At 68.3% G+C, this 15,497-nt stretch carries 16 protein-coding genes; 11 read left to right on the forward strand and 5 right to left on the reverse strand.

Features of this window, described 5'->3' with window-relative positions:
- Nucleotides 1-16: 16 nt before the first annotated feature.
- The 3 genes from VI123_RS09560 to VI123_RS09570 all read right to left on the reverse strand — a co-directional run bounded on the left by VI123_RS09560 (nucleotide 17) and on the right by VI123_RS09570 (nucleotide 3,016).
- Complete coding sequence (locus VI123_RS09560; RefSeq protein WP_336337828.1) at nucleotides 17-1,930, reverse strand: ICP22 family protein; 1,914 nt, start codon at nucleotides 1,928-1,930, stop codon at nucleotides 17-19.
- Between the two features lie 53 nt (nucleotides 1,931-1,983).
- Nucleotides 1,984-2,496 (reverse strand): gamma carbonic anhydrase family protein, encoded by a 513-nt coding sequence (locus VI123_RS09565; RefSeq protein WP_336337829.1) that lies wholly within the window; start codon nucleotides 2,494-2,496, stop codon nucleotides 1,984-1,986.
- 88 nt (nucleotides 2,497-2,584) lie between these two features.
- A complete protein-coding gene (locus tag VI123_RS09570) occupies nucleotides 2,585-3,016 on the reverse strand; it encodes a universal stress protein (protein ID WP_336337830.1) in 432 nt (143 codons plus the stop codon).
- Nucleotides 3,017-3,186: 170 nt separating this feature from the next.
- Here VI123_RS09570 and VI123_RS09575 point away from each other — a divergent pair, with 170 nt between their 5' ends.
- The 5 genes from VI123_RS09575 (at nucleotide 3,187) to VI123_RS09595 (ending at nucleotide 9,829) form a co-directional block, all read left to right on the forward strand.
- Nucleotides 3,187-3,753 carry an HTH domain-containing protein gene (locus tag VI123_RS09575; RefSeq protein WP_336337831.1) on the forward strand — a complete coding sequence of 189 codons (567 nt, stop codon included), beginning with the start codon at nucleotides 3,187-3,189 and terminating at the stop codon, nucleotides 3,751-3,753.
- Nucleotides 3,754-3,802: 49 nt separating this feature from the next.
- Entirely contained in the window at nucleotides 3,803-5,731 is a 1,929-nt protein-coding gene (thrS, locus tag VI123_RS09580) for a threonine--tRNA ligase (protein WP_336337832.1), read from the forward strand.
- Nucleotides 5,732-5,811: 80 nt separating this feature from the next.
- A complete protein-coding gene (locus VI123_RS09585; protein ID WP_336337833.1) occupies nucleotides 5,812-6,852 on the forward strand; it encodes a hypothetical protein in 1,041 nt (346 codons plus the stop codon).
- A gap of 49 nt (nucleotides 6,853-6,901) precedes the next feature.
- On the forward strand, nucleotides 6,902-7,804 hold the full coding sequence (locus tag VI123_RS09590; protein ID WP_336337834.1) for a diacylglycerol/lipid kinase family protein: 903 nt from the start codon (nucleotides 6,902-6,904) through the stop codon (nucleotides 7,802-7,804).
- A gap of 96 nt (nucleotides 7,805-7,900) precedes the next feature.
- A complete protein-coding gene (locus VI123_RS09595) occupies nucleotides 7,901-9,829 on the forward strand; it encodes an SLC13 family permease (protein WP_336337835.1) in 1,929 nt (642 codons plus the stop codon).
- Nucleotides 9,830-9,862: 33 nt separating this feature from the next.
- On the opposite strand, the gene VI123_RS09600 is transcribed toward VI123_RS09595, so the two are convergent.
- On the reverse strand, nucleotides 9,863-10,702 hold the full coding sequence (locus tag VI123_RS09600; protein WP_336337836.1) for a PspA/IM30 family protein: 840 nt from the start codon (nucleotides 10,700-10,702) through the stop codon (nucleotides 9,863-9,865).
- Between the two features lie 60 nt (nucleotides 10,703-10,762).
- On the opposite strand from VI123_RS09600, the gene VI123_RS09605 reads away from it, so the two are divergent.
- From VI123_RS09605 to VI123_RS09630, 6 genes are all read left to right on the forward strand, one after another.
- Nucleotides 10,763-11,353 carry a dienelactone hydrolase family protein gene (locus VI123_RS09605; RefSeq protein WP_336337837.1) on the forward strand — a complete coding sequence of 197 codons (591 nt, stop codon included), beginning with the start codon at nucleotides 10,763-10,765 and terminating at the stop codon, nucleotides 11,351-11,353.
- Nucleotides 11,354-11,435: 82 nt separating this feature from the next.
- Nucleotides 11,436-11,609, forward strand: a complete 174-nt coding sequence (locus tag VI123_RS09610) for a hypothetical protein (protein ID WP_336337838.1) — start codon at nucleotides 11,436-11,438, stop codon at nucleotides 11,607-11,609.
- A gap of 48 nt (nucleotides 11,610-11,657) precedes the next feature.
- Nucleotides 11,658-11,840 (forward strand): hypothetical protein, encoded by a 183-nt coding sequence (locus VI123_RS09615; protein ID WP_336337839.1) that lies wholly within the window; start codon nucleotides 11,658-11,660, stop codon nucleotides 11,838-11,840.
- A gap of 77 nt (nucleotides 11,841-11,917) precedes the next feature.
- Nucleotides 11,918-13,579: a CTP synthase gene (locus tag VI123_RS09620; RefSeq protein WP_336337840.1), complete on the forward strand. Its 1,662-nt coding sequence runs from the start codon at nucleotides 11,918-11,920 to the stop codon at nucleotides 13,577-13,579.
- Nucleotides 13,579-14,496 (forward strand): glutamine-hydrolyzing GMP synthase, encoded by a 918-nt coding sequence (gene guaA, locus VI123_RS09625; protein ID WP_336337841.1) that lies wholly within the window; start codon nucleotides 13,579-13,581, stop codon nucleotides 14,494-14,496. Before VI123_RS09620 ends, guaA begins: the two co-directional genes overlap by 1 nt.
- Nucleotides 14,493-14,807 (forward strand): DUF7126 family protein, encoded by a 315-nt coding sequence (locus VI123_RS09630; RefSeq protein WP_336337842.1) that lies wholly within the window; start codon nucleotides 14,493-14,495, stop codon nucleotides 14,805-14,807. Before guaA ends, VI123_RS09630 begins: the two co-directional genes overlap by 4 nt.
- Here the strand turns inward: VI123_RS09630 and VI123_RS09635 are convergent, their stop codons facing one another.
- Nucleotides 14,808-15,482 (reverse strand): MBL fold metallo-hydrolase, encoded by a 675-nt coding sequence (locus VI123_RS09635; protein ID WP_336337843.1) that lies wholly within the window; start codon nucleotides 15,480-15,482, stop codon nucleotides 14,808-14,810.
- Nucleotides 15,483-15,497: the final 15 nt, after the last annotated feature.

The following is a 15,497-nucleotide window of genomic DNA, read 5'->3' on the forward strand; positions in this document are numbered from 1 at the left end:
CCGCGGCACTGCTCGTCTACAGCCACTCGTCGAAGGAGTGGTGCTCGCGGCTCGCCGCGAGGTAGTCCCGCTGCATCGACTGGATGGCCGTCGAGAGGTCGTCGCCGCCGTCGAGAGACTCGCGAACGCGGGCAATTTTCCAGTCGCTTGGGGTCGTGCCGGCCTCGTACCGCGCTTCGATGGGGCCGAGGTACTCGTCGATGCTGGCCTCCGGCACGTCCTGCTCGGCCAGTCCCAGGCGGGCGTACTCGAAGACCTCGTCGTAGATGGCCGCGCGGTCGGCCGTCCGTTCGCCCCCGGCGGTCACCCACGAGAGGTCGGCCGCGGAGCCGTCCTGTGCGGCGTTGTAGAAGCTCCGTCGGGCCTCCTGCCAGGGGAGTTCCGCGGCGGGGTGGTCGGCGGCGACCAGCCCGCGGATGAGTCCGACCGTCAGCGCCTGCAGCCCTATCATGTCCTTGACGTGGGGCTGGGTCGGGAGCGGGCGGTACTCGATGCGCAGCGACCGCTCGGTGCTGGCCCCCTCGACCGGCGTCCCGCCGACGACACAGCGGAGCCAGCGCCAGTAGGTCCCGCGCTTGTGGTCGAACTCCCAGATGTCGTCGGCGAGGCCGTCGCGGTCGCTCTCTTCGAGCCACTCCCGGAGGAACGGGGCGAACAGGTCGTCCTCGACGACGCGGCCGACCACGTCCGTCGTCGAGTCGAGGTCCCGCGGGACCCGCACCTTCGGGTTCGCGCTGGTGTTGACCGACTGCTCGAAGGCCGCGATGCGGAGCTCGTGGTGGGTGTTGGCACAGAGCCACTCGCCGTCGGTGTCGTCGTACATGTCCGCCGGGAGGAACGGCGAGTTTACAGACAGCGCGAGCAGGGGTCCGAGCGTCCGTATCGCTGCGTTGTAGTACTCGGAGAACGCCCCTGCGTCGGGAATCTGGAGGTGGGGCTGAATCGACGTGGCGAGCGACTCGAACAGAATCGTCGGGAACGAGCCGCTGTACCCCGGCACGTCGAAGCCGATGCTGCCGTCGGCGTGGTCCAGCGCCTCGTTGTCGAGCGCCACGTACCTGGGGGCCTGCCGCATGTTGTCCGCCAGGACGACCCCGTCGCGGGTCTCGTGGGCCGAGAGGTACTGCTCGCTGCCGCCCTCGGGCGGGACGGTCCACATCGCGTCGAGGACGAGTTCGCAGTTGTGCTTGCTCGCCTGCTGGCGGGCCTGTTTCGTCTGCATCTCCACCGCCGTCGTCTGGACCTCCATCCCCGTCTCGTCGAAGCTGTTGGGCTCGGTGTTGACCTCGGCGTTGTGCAGGCCCAGCTCCTTGTTGGCCTCGCCCTCGAACACCACGTCGGGCAGGCGCGTCAGCCGCCCGCGCCAGTCCTCGGGGTCCATGTACGGCTCGTCGGCCGCTTCCTCGACCGACGGCTCGACGCCCGGTTCGGCCTCCGCGTCGGGCGTCTCGGGCTCCTCCTCGGCCAGCGGGCTGTCCGGGTCGACGTCCAGCGACGGTCCCTCGCCGGGGCCGAACGCGTCGTCGGCCCGGTCGCCGGCTTCGGCCGTCTCCCCGTCCGCTGACTCGTCTCCCAGGGGTTCCAGCGACCCGTCGTCCGGCTCCAGCGACGCGCCACCGCCGTCCGCCGGCTCCGCCGGGGCGTCCAGCGACCCGCTCCAGGCGGCCTCACCCGACCCGCTCAGGTCGTCGTCGAGGTCCTCCTCCGCGAGCTCCTCGCCGTCTTCCCCCTCGTCCGGTTCGGGCGGCTCCGGCTCGGCGTTGACGGCGTACAGTTCGACCTCCAGTCCGACGGAGAACGCCTCGTTGTCGAACTCCCCGGCTTCGATTGCACGCCGGAGCTGCATCGCCTGTTCGTCGACCCGTTCAGTGAACTCCGCGGCAGTCTCGTCGGCGAGCGACCGGGTCACCAGGTCGACGATATCGTCCATGCTCGGTACTGTGTGTGTTCTTCCACTATAAGTGACCCGTCGTTGTCCGGCCGTTACTCGAAGAGGTCCTCGTGGCGGGCCGCGAGGTTGGCGTAATCACCGGAGCTGAACGCCTCGAACACCTCGTTGGGGTCGATGGTCGTCTCGGACAGCGGCGTCACCGTCGCGGGGCTCCCGCGGACGAACGACTCCGCGGGCACCTCGTAGCCCGGCGGGACGACGGTCCCCATGGCGACGATGGAGCCCTCGCCGATGGTGGCGTCGCTGACCGTCGAGTTGAAGCCCACGAGTGCCCCGTCGCTGACCGCCGCGTCGTTGAGGACGGCCCCGTGACCGACCATCGCCTTCTCGCCGACGGTCGAGGCGTGAACGATAGCTCCGTCACCGATGGCCGATTCGCGGCCCACTTCGACCGGTGCCACGTCGCCGCGCAACACGACGCCGGGCCAGACGTTCGCGTTCGGGCCGACGGTCACATCGCCGACCAGCGTCGCTTCGCGGCTGACGTGAGCGTAGCCGTGGATGTCCGGTGTGGCCCCCTCGAACGCGTACTCTCGGCTGTCCATACGCGTCCCATCGTGTCGGCGGCTGGAAAAGATACCGGTCAGAACGGGGTCTCCTGGCGGTGTGTCCCGCCGTCGACAGGTGCGAGCGCTACTCGATGTGGACCACGAGGACGGGGACGGGCGCGCTCTGGACGACGCGCTCGGTGACGCTCCCGAGGTTTGCGACCCGGTCCCGACCGGTCCGGCCGTGGGTCCCCATCACGATGAGGTCGATGTCCTCCGCCTCGGCGTAGTCGGTAATCGTCTTGTGGGGAATCCCCTCCGCCATTGTCGTGACGACCTCGACCCCGGACTCCTCGCCGCCGACGACGATGTCGTCGAGCGCGACCTCGCCCTCCTCCTCCAGGGACTGGCGCACCTCGTCCTGGTTGGCCTTGTCGGCCGCGAGGTACAGCCGCTTGTCCACGACGTACAGGCCGTGGAGTGTCGCGTCGTTGTCGCGCGCAATCGAGGCCGCGTGGGCGAGCGTCTCCGTCGTTCCCGAACTGCCGTCCGTGGCTACGAGCACCGAGTCGTACATATGCGGCTTCTCATGCGAACTGTGCCCACATAGTATTCCCTATCACGCTGACACGGGCCGGTCGCGCCGGGAGCGGTTCCTTCGGCATCCGTCGCTCAGATTATAATCCTTCTAACCATTATTTGTCAACACGAATGCTTTTGCCCGTCGCTACCCATTCGTGTCTTACGATGCAGGGGAGCACGCAGCCGGACGACACGCGGGCAGAACTGTACGTCCGTTCACTACTGCCCGACGGTCACACGCAGCAACAGGCTGCGATACTCGACCGCCTGGAGTGGCTGTCGGACGCCGACGTTCTTTCGGATATCTCGGTTCAGGTCATCGGACGGCAGCTTCCGTCCACGCCCGCGGAGGCGCGGACCGAGTTCGGGCTGTTCGCGCTGAACCGGGTCAGCGTCTTTCAGGAGTGGGCGAAACGAAACGATTGTTCACTCGAACCCGCGTTCCGGGTTCGGTCGGTGGACTCGGAACTCTCGGGCGAGCAGTACCGCGCACTCGTGTTCCCTATCCAACTACTCGCGGAGTACGAGGGGTCGGAACTCAGGTGCGTGACGCCACACACGGCCGACGGGGAGACGGTCACCGTCACGGACCGGCTCGCCATGCTCGAAGGGGAAGAGGAAGCGACGTTCGCCGCGCTCGAACGGGCACACGCGCCGCGGCCGCCGACCCGGTCCGACTCGCCGGCCGCCGACGCCCTCGACGAGGACTCGGACCCGCTGTTGCCAGAGTAGCGCCCGCGTCTCAATACACTTATCCCCGGCCGCCATCGTATTCCCGGGTATGAGTACGGTCACGGTCACGCTGCCCGACGGGACCCCCCTAGAGGTCGAGCGCGGCAGCACGGTCGAGGATGTCGCCTACGAAATCGGGCCAGGGCTGGGTGACGACACGGTCGCCGGCGTCGTCGACGGCGAACTCGTCGACAAGCACGCGCCGCTGACGGCCGACGTCGAGCTCGAAATCGTCACCGAGAGCAGTGACGAGTACCTCGACGTGCTCCGCCACTCGGCGGCCCACGTCTTCGCACAGGCGCTCCAGCGGCTCTACCCCGACGCGAAGCTCACAATCGGGCCGTGGACCGACAACGGGTTCTACTACGACATCACCGGGGTCGACATCGACGAGGACGACCTCGAAGCCATCGAGGACGAAGCCCAGGACGTCATCGCGGAGGACTACGACATCGAGCGCGAACTCGTCGACCGCGAGGACGCCTTCGAGCGCTACGAGGACAACCCCTTCAAACAGGACATCCTCGAAACCGAGGCCGCCGACGAGGACCCCGTCTCCTTCTACACCCAGGGCGAGTTCGAGGACCTCTGTCAGGGGCCACACGTCGAGTCGACCGGCGAGATCGGCGGGTTCGCCCTGCTGGAAATCTCGGCGGCGTTCTGGCGCGGCGAGGAGGACAACGACACGCTGACCCGCGTCTACGGCACCGCCTTCCCGACGCAGGACGAACTCGACGCCTTCCTCGAACGCCGGCGCAAGGCCGAGGAGCGCGACCACCGCAAGATAGGGCAGGAGATGGACCTGTTCTCAATCGACGACACCACGGGGCCGGGCCTGCCGCTGTACGAGCCAAACGGCAAGACGATACTCAACGAGCTCTCCGAGTACGTCGCCGGCCTGAACCGCGACGCCGGCTACGACGAGGTGGAGACGCCCCACGTGTTCCGCACCGAACTGTGGAAGAAGTCGGGCCACTACGAGAACTACGTCGACGACATGTTCCTGCTCGACGTCAACGACGAGGAGTACGGCCTGAAGCCGATGAACTGCCCGGGCCACGCGACCATCTTCGAGCAGAACTCCTGGAGCTACCGGGACCTGCCGGTCCGGTACTTCGAGGACGGGAAGGTCTACCGCAAGGAACAGCGCGGCGAACTCTCCGGACTCTCCCGGACGTGGGCCTTCACCATCGACGACGGCCACCTGTTCGTCCGTCCCGACCAGATAGAGGAGGAGGTGCTGGCGACGGTCGACATCATCCTCGACACGCTGGATACCTTCAACCTCGATTACACGGTTCAGTTCGCCACCCGGCCCGAGAAGTCCGTCGGCGGCGACGAAATCTGGGAGAAAGCCGAGTCCCAGCTGGCGGCCGTCTTGGAGGAGCAGGACATCGACTACGTCGTCGAGGAGGGCGACGGGGCCTTCTACGGCCCGAAGATAGACTTCGCCTTCGAGGACGCGCTCGGCCGCCACTGGGACGGCCCGACCGTCCAGTTGGACTTCAACATGCCCGAGCGCTTCGACCTGACCTACACCGGCGAGGACAACGAGGACCACCGCCCGGTGATGATTCACCGCGCGCTGTATGGCTCCTACGAGCGGTTCTTCATGGTGTTGACCGAGCACTACAACGGGAAGTTCCCCCCGTGGCTCGCCCCCGAACAGGTCCGTCTGCTGCCGGTCAGCGACGACAACATCGAGTACTGCGAGGAGGTTCGGGACGAACTCGAGGACATCCGCGTCACCATCGAGGACCGCTCCTGGACCGTCGGCAAGAAGATACAGCAGGCTCACGACGACCGGGTCCCCTACATGTGCGTCATCGGCGACGACGAGGAGGAAGCCGGCACCATCTCGGTCAGGGACCGCAAGGAGCGCGAGGAGAAGGACATCGACGTCGCGGCGTTCCGCGACCACCTCGAAACCGAAATCGAGCAACAGCGGACCGCCGTGACGTTCCTCGCCGGGCGGTAGTCGCCGCGACGCGCTGACCGCGCCCACATCCGGCACTCGCCGGGCGCGCCCTTTTGTACCCGGCGGGCGAGCCGACCTGTATGACCGCCGACAACGGGGAGTCGAGCGACACCATGCGGGAGCGTGCCGCGGGTGACACCCGACTCCTCTGGCTCCTCCTCGACGCGGACCGCTGGCTCGTCACTGCCCTCCTCTCGGGCGTCCTGTTCTGTGGCATTCTCGCCGTCGGCCTCCTCCACCCCACGCCGGCCCTGGCGCTGCTGACCCGCGGCGACCCGGTGGAAACGCTGTTCCAGGCGCTGATTACGGGGACGATAACCGCCGTGACGCTGGTCCTGACGCTGAGCCAGCTCGTCCTGTCACAGGAACTCGGCGCGGCCGGCGACCAGCGCGAGCGGATGGACGGGGCGATGCAGTTCCGTGCCGACGTAGCCGACGCCGTCGACGCCCAGGTCAGTCCCGCGGAGCCCTCGGCGTTCCTCCGGTCGCTGGTCCGCGGGACCGCCGAGCGGGCCGAAACGGTCCGGGACGCCGTCGACGACACCGCGCTCGACGACGACCTGACGGCGCTGCTGTCGACGTATCTGGACGACGTGACGAGCAACGCCGACAGGGTCACTGACCAGCTCGAAGGCGGGACCTTCGGGGAGTTCGACGTCATCAAGGCCGCCCTGAACTACAACTACTCCTGGAAACTGTACGTCGGCCGGCGCATCCAGGAGTCCTACGCCGACGAACTCACCGACGAACTCGACGACTCGCTGGCGGAACTCGTCGAGACGCTCGAACTGTTCGGCCCGGCCCGGGAACACTTCAAGACGCTGTACTTCCAGTGGGAGCTGTCGAACCTCTCCCGGACGCTGCTGTATGTCGCGATTCCGGCGCTTACCGTCGCGGTCACGTCGCTGTTGTTCCTGGATACGCAGGACTTCATCGGCCTCACGGCCGGCGTGCCCGACGTACTGTGGCTCGTCGCCGTGGCGACGACGGCGGCGGTCCTTCCCTTCACCGTCCTGCTGTCGTACATCCTCCGCATCGTCACGATAACCAAGCGGACCCTCGCCATCGGCCCGTTCATTCTCCGGGAGACGGACCGGAGCGCCGACGTCGACTGGGAGTGACGGCGACACACCACCACGGTATAAGTATCGGTCCGGACTCGGTAGTCGTATGCAGATTGGCTCGCGCCGGTGTATCCTCAACCCCGTCAGCGGCGACGGCGAGCACGCCGACTACGTTCCGCGGCTGATGGCGGCACGCGGGTTCGAGGTGTACGAGACCGAGGCGGCGGGCGACGCCGTCGAGTTCGGCCGCGAGGCGGGTCGGGCCAAGGCCGCTGAGGTCGCCGTCTGTGGCGGCGACGGGACGGTAAACGAGGTCGTCCGCGGACTCGACGACGCCGGTCACCTCTCGGACGTGACGCTGAGCGTCGTCCCGGCTGGGACGGCGAACCTCCTGGCCGGGACCGTCGGTATCAGGGACGTCGAACACGGCGTCGAAATCGCCGACACCGGGACCAAACGGACCGTCGACGTGGGCGTCGCCGGCGGCGAGCCGTTCCTGGTCTCGTGTATCGCGGGCCTCCCCGCCGACGCCAGCGTCTCGACGCCCGGCGACCTCAAAGAGCGGTTCGGCACGCTGGCGTTTCTCCTCACTGGGGCCCAGGAGGCGCTGCGCTTCGACGGGCTCGACATCACCATCGAGGCCGTCGGCGAGGACGGGCCGTTCACCTGGTCGGGCGAGGCCACGTGTCTGCTGGTGGGCAACGCCCGCAAGTTCGTCGCCGAGGGCGGCCAGGCGAACATGGAAGACGGACTGCTCGACGTCGCCGTCGTCGAACAGATGCCCGCCGGAAATCTGGTCGCCGAAGCCATCGGCCAGCGCCTGCTGGCGCTCGACACCGACGGGGTGACCCACGTCCGGGCGAACGAGATTACCGTCGACGGCCACGACGCCCCGCTCCGGTTCAGCCGCGACGGCGAACTCAGCACGCACGAGACGCTCTCGCTGTCGGTGCGCGAGCGTTCCCTCACGCTCCGCGTGGGCCCGGGCTACGAGCCGACCCCGGAGTGACCGGCCGGCGCGACCGGAGGGCGACAGCGGCCACCTGCGCGAAATCCCCCGACGGCGTCCCCGGTGTTTTTGTCGCCGTCCGTCGAGAAGGGTGGTATGGCTCCCCTCTCGACGGGTGCGCTCGTGGTCTTCGCGCTCGTCGCCGCCGCCCTGACGCTGTTCGTCACCGAGTGGCTCCCGCCGGACATGACGGCCGTCGCCGTCCTCGTCGCGCTGGTCGTGCTCGAACCGTACACCGGCGTGCCGGCCCGGACGGCCATCGAGGGGTTCGCCAGCCCGGCGGTGGTCACAATCGTCGCCATGTACGTCCTCAGCGCCGGCGTCGAGTCCGCGGGTGTGGTCGACTGGCTGGCCGGGCGGCTGGCGGCGCTGACCGGCGGCGACGAGCAGCGCCTGCTCGCCGCCATCGTGGGCACGACGGGCGTCAGCGCGGGGTTCGTCAACAACACGCCGGTCGTCGCCGTCTTCATCCCGCTCGTCACCGGGCTCTCGGAGCGCTACGGCATCTCGCCGTCGAACCTGCTGATGCCGCTGTCCTTCGCCGCGATGCTCGGCGGGACGCTCACGCTGGTCGGCACCGCGACGAACCTCCTTGCCAGCGACCTCTCGGCGCAGTTGCTCGGTCGCCCCTTCTCGATGTTCACGCTGACGCCCGTCGGGCTCGTCGTCCTCGCCGTCGGCGTGGCTTACCTGCTGACGGTCGGCCGGGCGCTCGTCCCCGAGCGGGTCCACCCCGCAGCCGACTTCACCGAGGAGTTCGACATGGACCGGCACCTGGCGCAGTTGCAGGTACGCGAGGCGTCACCGCTGGTCGGGCTGACGGTGCAGGAAGCGCTCGACGGCGGCGTCCCCGACGACGCGGTCGCGGCGGTCGCCGACGTGGCCGGCGCGGGGGAGTCGCTTCCGGCGGACGCCACCGCCGAACAGGTCCTCGCCGCGAGCGACCCGCTCGACGTCGACGTGCTCCAGATAGACCGCGACGGCGAGTCGTTCTTCGCGACCGCCACCGACCGGCCGCTGGAACCCGGCGACGTACTGACCGTCCGGGGGAACCGCCAGGCCGTCAATCGGCTCGCACAGACGCTCGACCTGCGGGACCTCGCCCGCGAGTCCGTCACGGCGGACCTCCTCGCGGAGAGCGGCCATCCGGGCGTTCTCGCGGAGGCCGTCATCGACAGGGAGTCGCGGCTCCGCGGGCGGACGCTCGCCGACGTGCAACTCCGCAGCCGGTTCGACGTGACGGTCCTCGCCGTCCGCCGCGGCGACGACATCATCCACGAGGACCTCGCGGCGGTCGAACTGTCCGCCGGCGACCTGCTCTTGCTCCAGACGCCCCTCGACGAGGTGGGCCACCTCCAGGACGAGGGGTACCTGACCCTGACCGAGGGGCCGCCGGAGCTGTTCGACGCGCTCGACGGGGGCCCGCCGTCGCTCGACGCCGCGGCGGCAGTCCCGCTCGCGACGCTGCTCGCCGTCATCGCGCTCGCGGCGCTGGACCTGCTCCCCATCTACATCGCCGCGCTGGGCGGCGTCGTCGCCACGGTCGCGACCGGCACGCTGAGCGCGTCGCGGGCCTACGACGCGGTGAGCTGGAACGTCGTGTTCCTGCTGGCCGGCCTGCTCCCGCTGGGCCAGGCGATGCAGGCCACCGGCGGGGCCGCGTTCGTGGGCGGACTCCTCGTCGACGCCGCCGGCGTCCTCCCGCCGCTCGCGTTGCTGGCGCTGGTGTACCTCCTGACGGCCGTCCTCGCCAGCGTCATCACCCCGGCTGCGACCGTCGTGCTGATGGTCCCCATCGCCGTCGCCACCGCCGCCGAGGTCGGCGTCGCCGGGTTCCCGTTCCTCGTCGTCGTGACGTTCGCCGTCGCGACGGCGTTCCTGACACCCATCGGCTACCAGACGAACCTGATGGTGTACGGCCCCGGCGGCTACCGGTTCACCGACTTCGCCCGGGTCGGCGGCCCGCTACAGTTGCTCCTGTGCGTGGTCACGACGCTCTCGGTGTCGGTCGTCTGGCCGCTGTGAAAACCACCGTCCGCGATGCCCGGCCCCGGCGGGCTACTGCTCGTCCTCTTTCAGCTCGTCCAGTTCGGCTTCGACCTCGCTTTCGTCGACGTCGACCTGCGTACTCTCGTCGGCCAGTTCCCGTTCGAGTTCGGATTCGGAGACGTCGGCGTCGCTCGACCCGCCGTCGGCGTCGCCTTTCCCCATCTCGGCTTTCAGCGTGTCGAGTTCGGCGTCGACCGAGCCCTGCTGCTGGACCTCTTCGAGTTCGCGCTCCAGCGTGCTCTTGTCGGAGAGCTGGTCTTCGAGCACCCCGTCCTCGCGGAGTTCGTCCATCGCCTGCGAGCGGGCCTCCATGTCCTCGGTGCGCTCCTCCGCGCGCTCGATGGCCTGGTTGATGTCCTGCATCTCGTCGCCGGCACCGGTCATCGCCTCGTTGACGCGGGCGGAGGCCTTCGCGGCCTCGTGCCGGGCCTTCATCGTCTCCTTCTTCGTGCGGAACTGCTCTATCTGCTTCTGGAGTTCGTCTTTCTGCTCGACCAGCCGGTCCTGCTGGGCCTGCAGGTCCTGTATCTGGCCCTCCAGTTCCTCTATCTGGCTCATCTTCTGCTTTTTCTTCTCGAGGGCCTGGCGGGCGAGGTCCTCGCGGTCCTGCTCGACCGCCTGGCGGGCCTGTTCGTTGTGCTTCTCGACGTTCTCTTCGAGGCGGCGCTTCTGTATCTCCAGTCGCTTCTTCTGGGTCGTCAGGTCCGCGATGCCCTGCTTGACGTCCTGCAGTTCGTCGCGCAACTGCTCGTAGCTGTAGTCGAGGGTCTCTGTCGGGTCCTCCGCCCGGTTCAGGACGGCGTTGAGCTTGGAGCGGATGACGTACGACGCGCGCGAGAGGATTCCCATACATGCGCATTGGTCCCTCCAACCTTAAATTTCTTACAGCACTGTGCTGTCTGAACACGTATGGCTCCCGTCGGGATACCGGGCGGGCGTGGCGTCACCGCGTCGCTCGACCGCCCCGGGTCGGACGCTCTCGTCGTCGCGTGCCCGCCACACCCACAGTACGGCGGCACTCGCTCGGACAGCCGCCTGGAGGCGGTCAGCGACGCCCTCGCCCCCGAGGTCGGCTGTCTCCGCTTCGACTACGGTCCGTGGGACGAGGGCCGCGGCGAGCGGGCCGACGCCGAGAACGCGCTCCGGTGGGCCCGCGAACGGGCGGACGCCGTCGGCCTGTTCGGGTACAGTTTCGGCGCGGCCGTGGCGCTCCGTGCGGCCGCCGAGGTCGGCGAGGCGGGGCCGGCGGTCCTCTCTGTCCTCGCCCCGCCCGCCCGACTGACCGAGCACCTCGACGCCGTCGCCGCGCTCGACGCTCTCGACTGCCCGGTACAGGTCGTGGTCGGCGAGCGCGACGACACCGTCGACTGGGAACCGGTCGCCGACCGCGCCGCCGACCTGGGACACGCCGTCGAGCGCCTGCCGGCCGATCACCACTTCGTCGGCCAGCGCGGTCGTATCGGCGAGACCGTCGGCCCCTTCCTCCGGGGCCACCTGTAGCCGTCGTCCAGCCCGACCGACGACAGCCACGACCGCCGGACGGTATCGAAAGACAGAGGCCCGGCCGACCCAATCACGGGACATGAATCGCCCGCTCGCGTTCGCCGTCGTCTCGTTCGTCGCCACGCTTCTGGCGCTGCTGGTCCTGATGCAGACGGCGCTGGTCGCCGGCGGACCGGCCCGGGCGCTCGTCCTCGCCGCTCTGGGGAGCCTCGGGACATACCTCGCCATCAGGTCCGGCGTGCTCAAATCCTGACGGGCAGTCGAGGGTAGGTTTATACTATGTACTGATTAATAATGTAGTATGGCGACACACACCAGGGACGCGGTGTCGCGGTCGACGCGCCACGGCGCGGTCTCGCTTCTGGGTGGGTTCGTCGCCGGCTACGCCCTGTTCGTCGCTATCGGCTCCAGCCACGGCGACGCGCTGTTCTCGGCGCTGTCTCTCGCGGGTCTCGTCGCCGCGTGGCGCGTCCTCGCGTTGTAGCCGGGCTGACAGTGCGACGGGGTGGCGAAGATGGCGCGCTCCGAAACCGTTTAGACCACGCGGGGTTCACCGTCGGTATGCCGACCGAACCCGAAACGGACTACGACCCCGAGCTGGGTCGGAAGTTCATCTTCGTCACCGGCGGCGTGATGTCTGGCCTGGGGAAAGGCATCACCGCCGCCAGCACAGGCAGGTTACTCAAAAACGCCGGGTTCGACGTTACAGCGGTCAAAATCGACCCGTATCTGAACGTCGACGCCGGCACGATGAACCCGTTCCAGCACGGCGAGGTGTACGTGCTGAAAGACGGCGGGGAGGTCGACCTCGACCTGGGGAACTATGAGCGGTTCCTCGACATCGACATGACGTTCGACCACAACGTCACGACGGGCAAGACCTACCAGCACGTCATCGAGAAGGAGCGCGCCGGCGACTACCTCGGTCGCACCGTCCAGATTATCCCGCACATCACCGACGACATCAAGCGGCGCATCCGCGAGGCCGCCGAGGGCAACGACGTCTGTATCATCGAGGTCGGCGGCACCGTCGGCGACATCGAGGGGATGCCCTATCTCGAAGCCCTGCGCCAGTTCGCCCACGAGGAGGACGAGGACGACATTCTCTTTACCCACGTCACGCTCGTCCCCTACTCGAAGAACGGCGAGCAAAAGACCAAGCCGACCCAACACTCCGTGAAGGAACTGCGCTCTATCGGTCTCCAGCCGGACATCCTGGTCGGGCGGTGTTCGGACAAGCTCGACATCGACACCAAGGAGAAAATCGCGCTGTTCTGTGACGTGCCGACGGAGGCGGTCTTCTCGAACCCCGACGTCGACGACATCTACCACGTCCCGCTGATGGTCGAGGAGGAGGGGCTCGACGAGTACGTGATGGAACGGCTGGACATCGCCGACGAGGCCCTGCCCGAAGACGAGCGGGAGAACCGCTGGCGCGACCTCGTCACCCAGAACACCGAGGGCGAGGTCGAGGTCGCGCTCGTCGGCAAGTACGACCTCGAGGACGCCTACATGTCCGTCCACGAGGCGCTGAAACACGCCGGCCTGGAGAAGAACGTCGACGTGAACGTCCGGTGGGTCAACTCCGAGAAGATGAGCGACCACCACGCCGACCGGATGCGCGAGGCCGACGCCATCGTCGTCCCCGGCGGGTTCGGCGCGCGCGGGACCGAGGGGAAAATCGACGCCATCCGCTACGCCCGCGAGAACGACGTGCCCTTCCTCGGGCTGTGTCTCGGCTTCCAGATGGCCGTCGTCGAGTACGCCCGGAACGTGCTGGACCTCGACGGGGCCCACTCCGCCGAACTCGACGAGGACACGCCCCACCCCGTCATCGACATCCTCCCCGAGCAGTACGAAATCGAGGACATGGGCGGGACGATGCGGCTCGGCGCACACGAGACCGACATCGACGGCGGCACGCTCGCCGCGGCGCTGTACGGCGGCGAGTCCTGCACCGAGCGCCACCGCCACCGCTACGAGGTCAACCCCGAGTACATCGACGACCTCGAAGCCGCAGGGTTGACGTTCTCGGGCCGCGCCGGCAACCGCATGGAGATACTCGAACTCGCGTCCGACGACCACCCCTACTTCATCGGGACGCAGTTCCACCCCGAGTTCCGTTCCCGACCGACCCGTGCCAGCCCGCCGTTCGTCGGCCTGCTGGAAGCCGTGCTCGGCGAGGACCCGCACACCGCGACGACCGAGGAGGTGAGCCACTGATGGTGAACGTCGACGAGTTCATCGAGGAGGCGAAAGCCGAAATCGCCGAGGAAATCGGCGACAAACACGCCGTCATCGGGCTCTCGGGCGGCGTCGACTCCTCGACCGCTGCCGCACTGGCCTACGAGGCCATCGGCGACCAGCTCACCGCCGTCTACGTCGACACCGGGCTGATGCGGAAGGGCGAGACCGACGAGATCCGCGAGACCTTCGACTACATGGACTCGCTGCGTATCGTCGAGGCGCAGGACCGTTTCCTCGACGAACTCGAAGGCGAGACCGACCCCGAGGAGAAGCGCCATATCATCGGCGAGCAGTTCATCCGGGAGTTCGAGACGGTCGCCCGCGAGGTCGACGCCGACTACCTCGTTCAGGGGACCATCTACCCCGACCGCATCGAGAGCGAGGGGACCATCAAGTCCCACCACAACGTCGGCGGCCTGCCCGAGCGCATCGACTTCGACGGCATCGTCGAGCCGATGCGGGACCTCTACAAGGACGAGGTGCGGGAAGTGGCCCGCGCGCTCGACCTCGAAGAGATAATCTCCGAGCGGATGCCGTTCCCCGGTCCCGGACTCGCCGTCCGCATCATCGGCGAGGTCACCGAGGAGAAACTGGCGGTGGCTCGCGAGGCCAACCACGTCGTTGAGGAGGAACTGGAGGAGTACGAGCCCTGGCAGGCGCTGGCCGCCGTCATCGGCAAGGCCACGGGGGTCAAGGGCGACAACCGCGTCCACGGTTGGGTCGTCGCCGTCCGCTCCGTGGAGAGCCGCGACGGGATGACCGCCCGGGCGCAGGAACTCGACTGGGACACGCTCCAGCGCATCCAGTCGCGCATCACCGGGGCCCACGAGAACGTCGCCCGCGTCGTCTACGACGTGACCCACAAACCGCCGGCGACCATCGAGTACGAATGAAGGTCGTCCTCGTCGGGACGGACCCCAACGGGCTGACCGACGCGCTCGATGCCGAGGGACACGCCATCACGGTCGCCGACGTCGGCAACCGGCCGGGCCTGGAGGAGGCCGGCGTCCACGAGGCTGACGTGTACCTGCTGACGGAGATGTCCCAGGCCACCTCCATCGCCGTCGCCAAGGACCTCAACCCCGACCTGCGGGTCGTCGTCTACGCCGAGGGGTCGCTGCCGGACTTCGCCAGCCGGCAGGCCGACCTCGTCGTCGACCCGGCCCTGCTCGGCCCCGAAGCCGTCGCCGAGGAACTGGACTGACTACAGCGTCCCGGCCAGGCGGTCGAGCCGCTCCGAGCCGTTTTCTTCGAAGGGGACGCCGTGGCCCGGGACCGCGACCTCGAACGCGGGCGACCGGTCCGCGAAGTCACTGATACTCCGGGCGACGGCGTCGATGTCGTAGCTCATCAGCCGCGGTGAGGGCTCGAAGCGGCCGCCGTCCTCCCGGACGAGGTCGCCCAGCAGGCCAAGCGACAGCGACTCGCTGACGTAGCAGACGTGGCCCGGCGTGTGGCCGGGCGTCTCGTAGACGGTGAAACTGCCGACGGTGTCGCCGTCGGCGAGCGTGACCACGTCGTTGGCCGGCGCGTCGAGGAACGGCGAGAGCAGGCGCTGGAACGCGCCCTTGTGGTTGCCAAGCGGCGGGGCCCGCTCGCCGGTGACCAGCGGCGCGTCCCGCGCCCCGACGTAGACGGTCACGTCGACGCCGTCGAAGGCGGGAAGGCCGCCGACGTGGTCGAAGTCGAAGTGCGTCAGCAGGATTCTGTCGAGGTCCCGGAGCTCGTAGCCGGCGTCGCGCAGACCGGCGACGAGTTCGTTCCCGTGCCAGGGCAGGCCAGTGTCCACGAGCGTCAGCGCCCCGCCGTCGTCGACGAGTGTCGCGTTGACGCCCGTGAGGTCGTACCACCAGCTGTCGTCGGCGAGCGCCGTTACCATACCGCGGCGTTAGTG

Origin of the sequence: Haloarcula sp. DT43, from assembly GCF_037078405.1 — an archaeon.
Classification (GTDB): Archaea; Halobacteriota; Halobacteria; order Halobacteriales; family Haloarculaceae; genus Haloarcula; species Haloarcula brevis.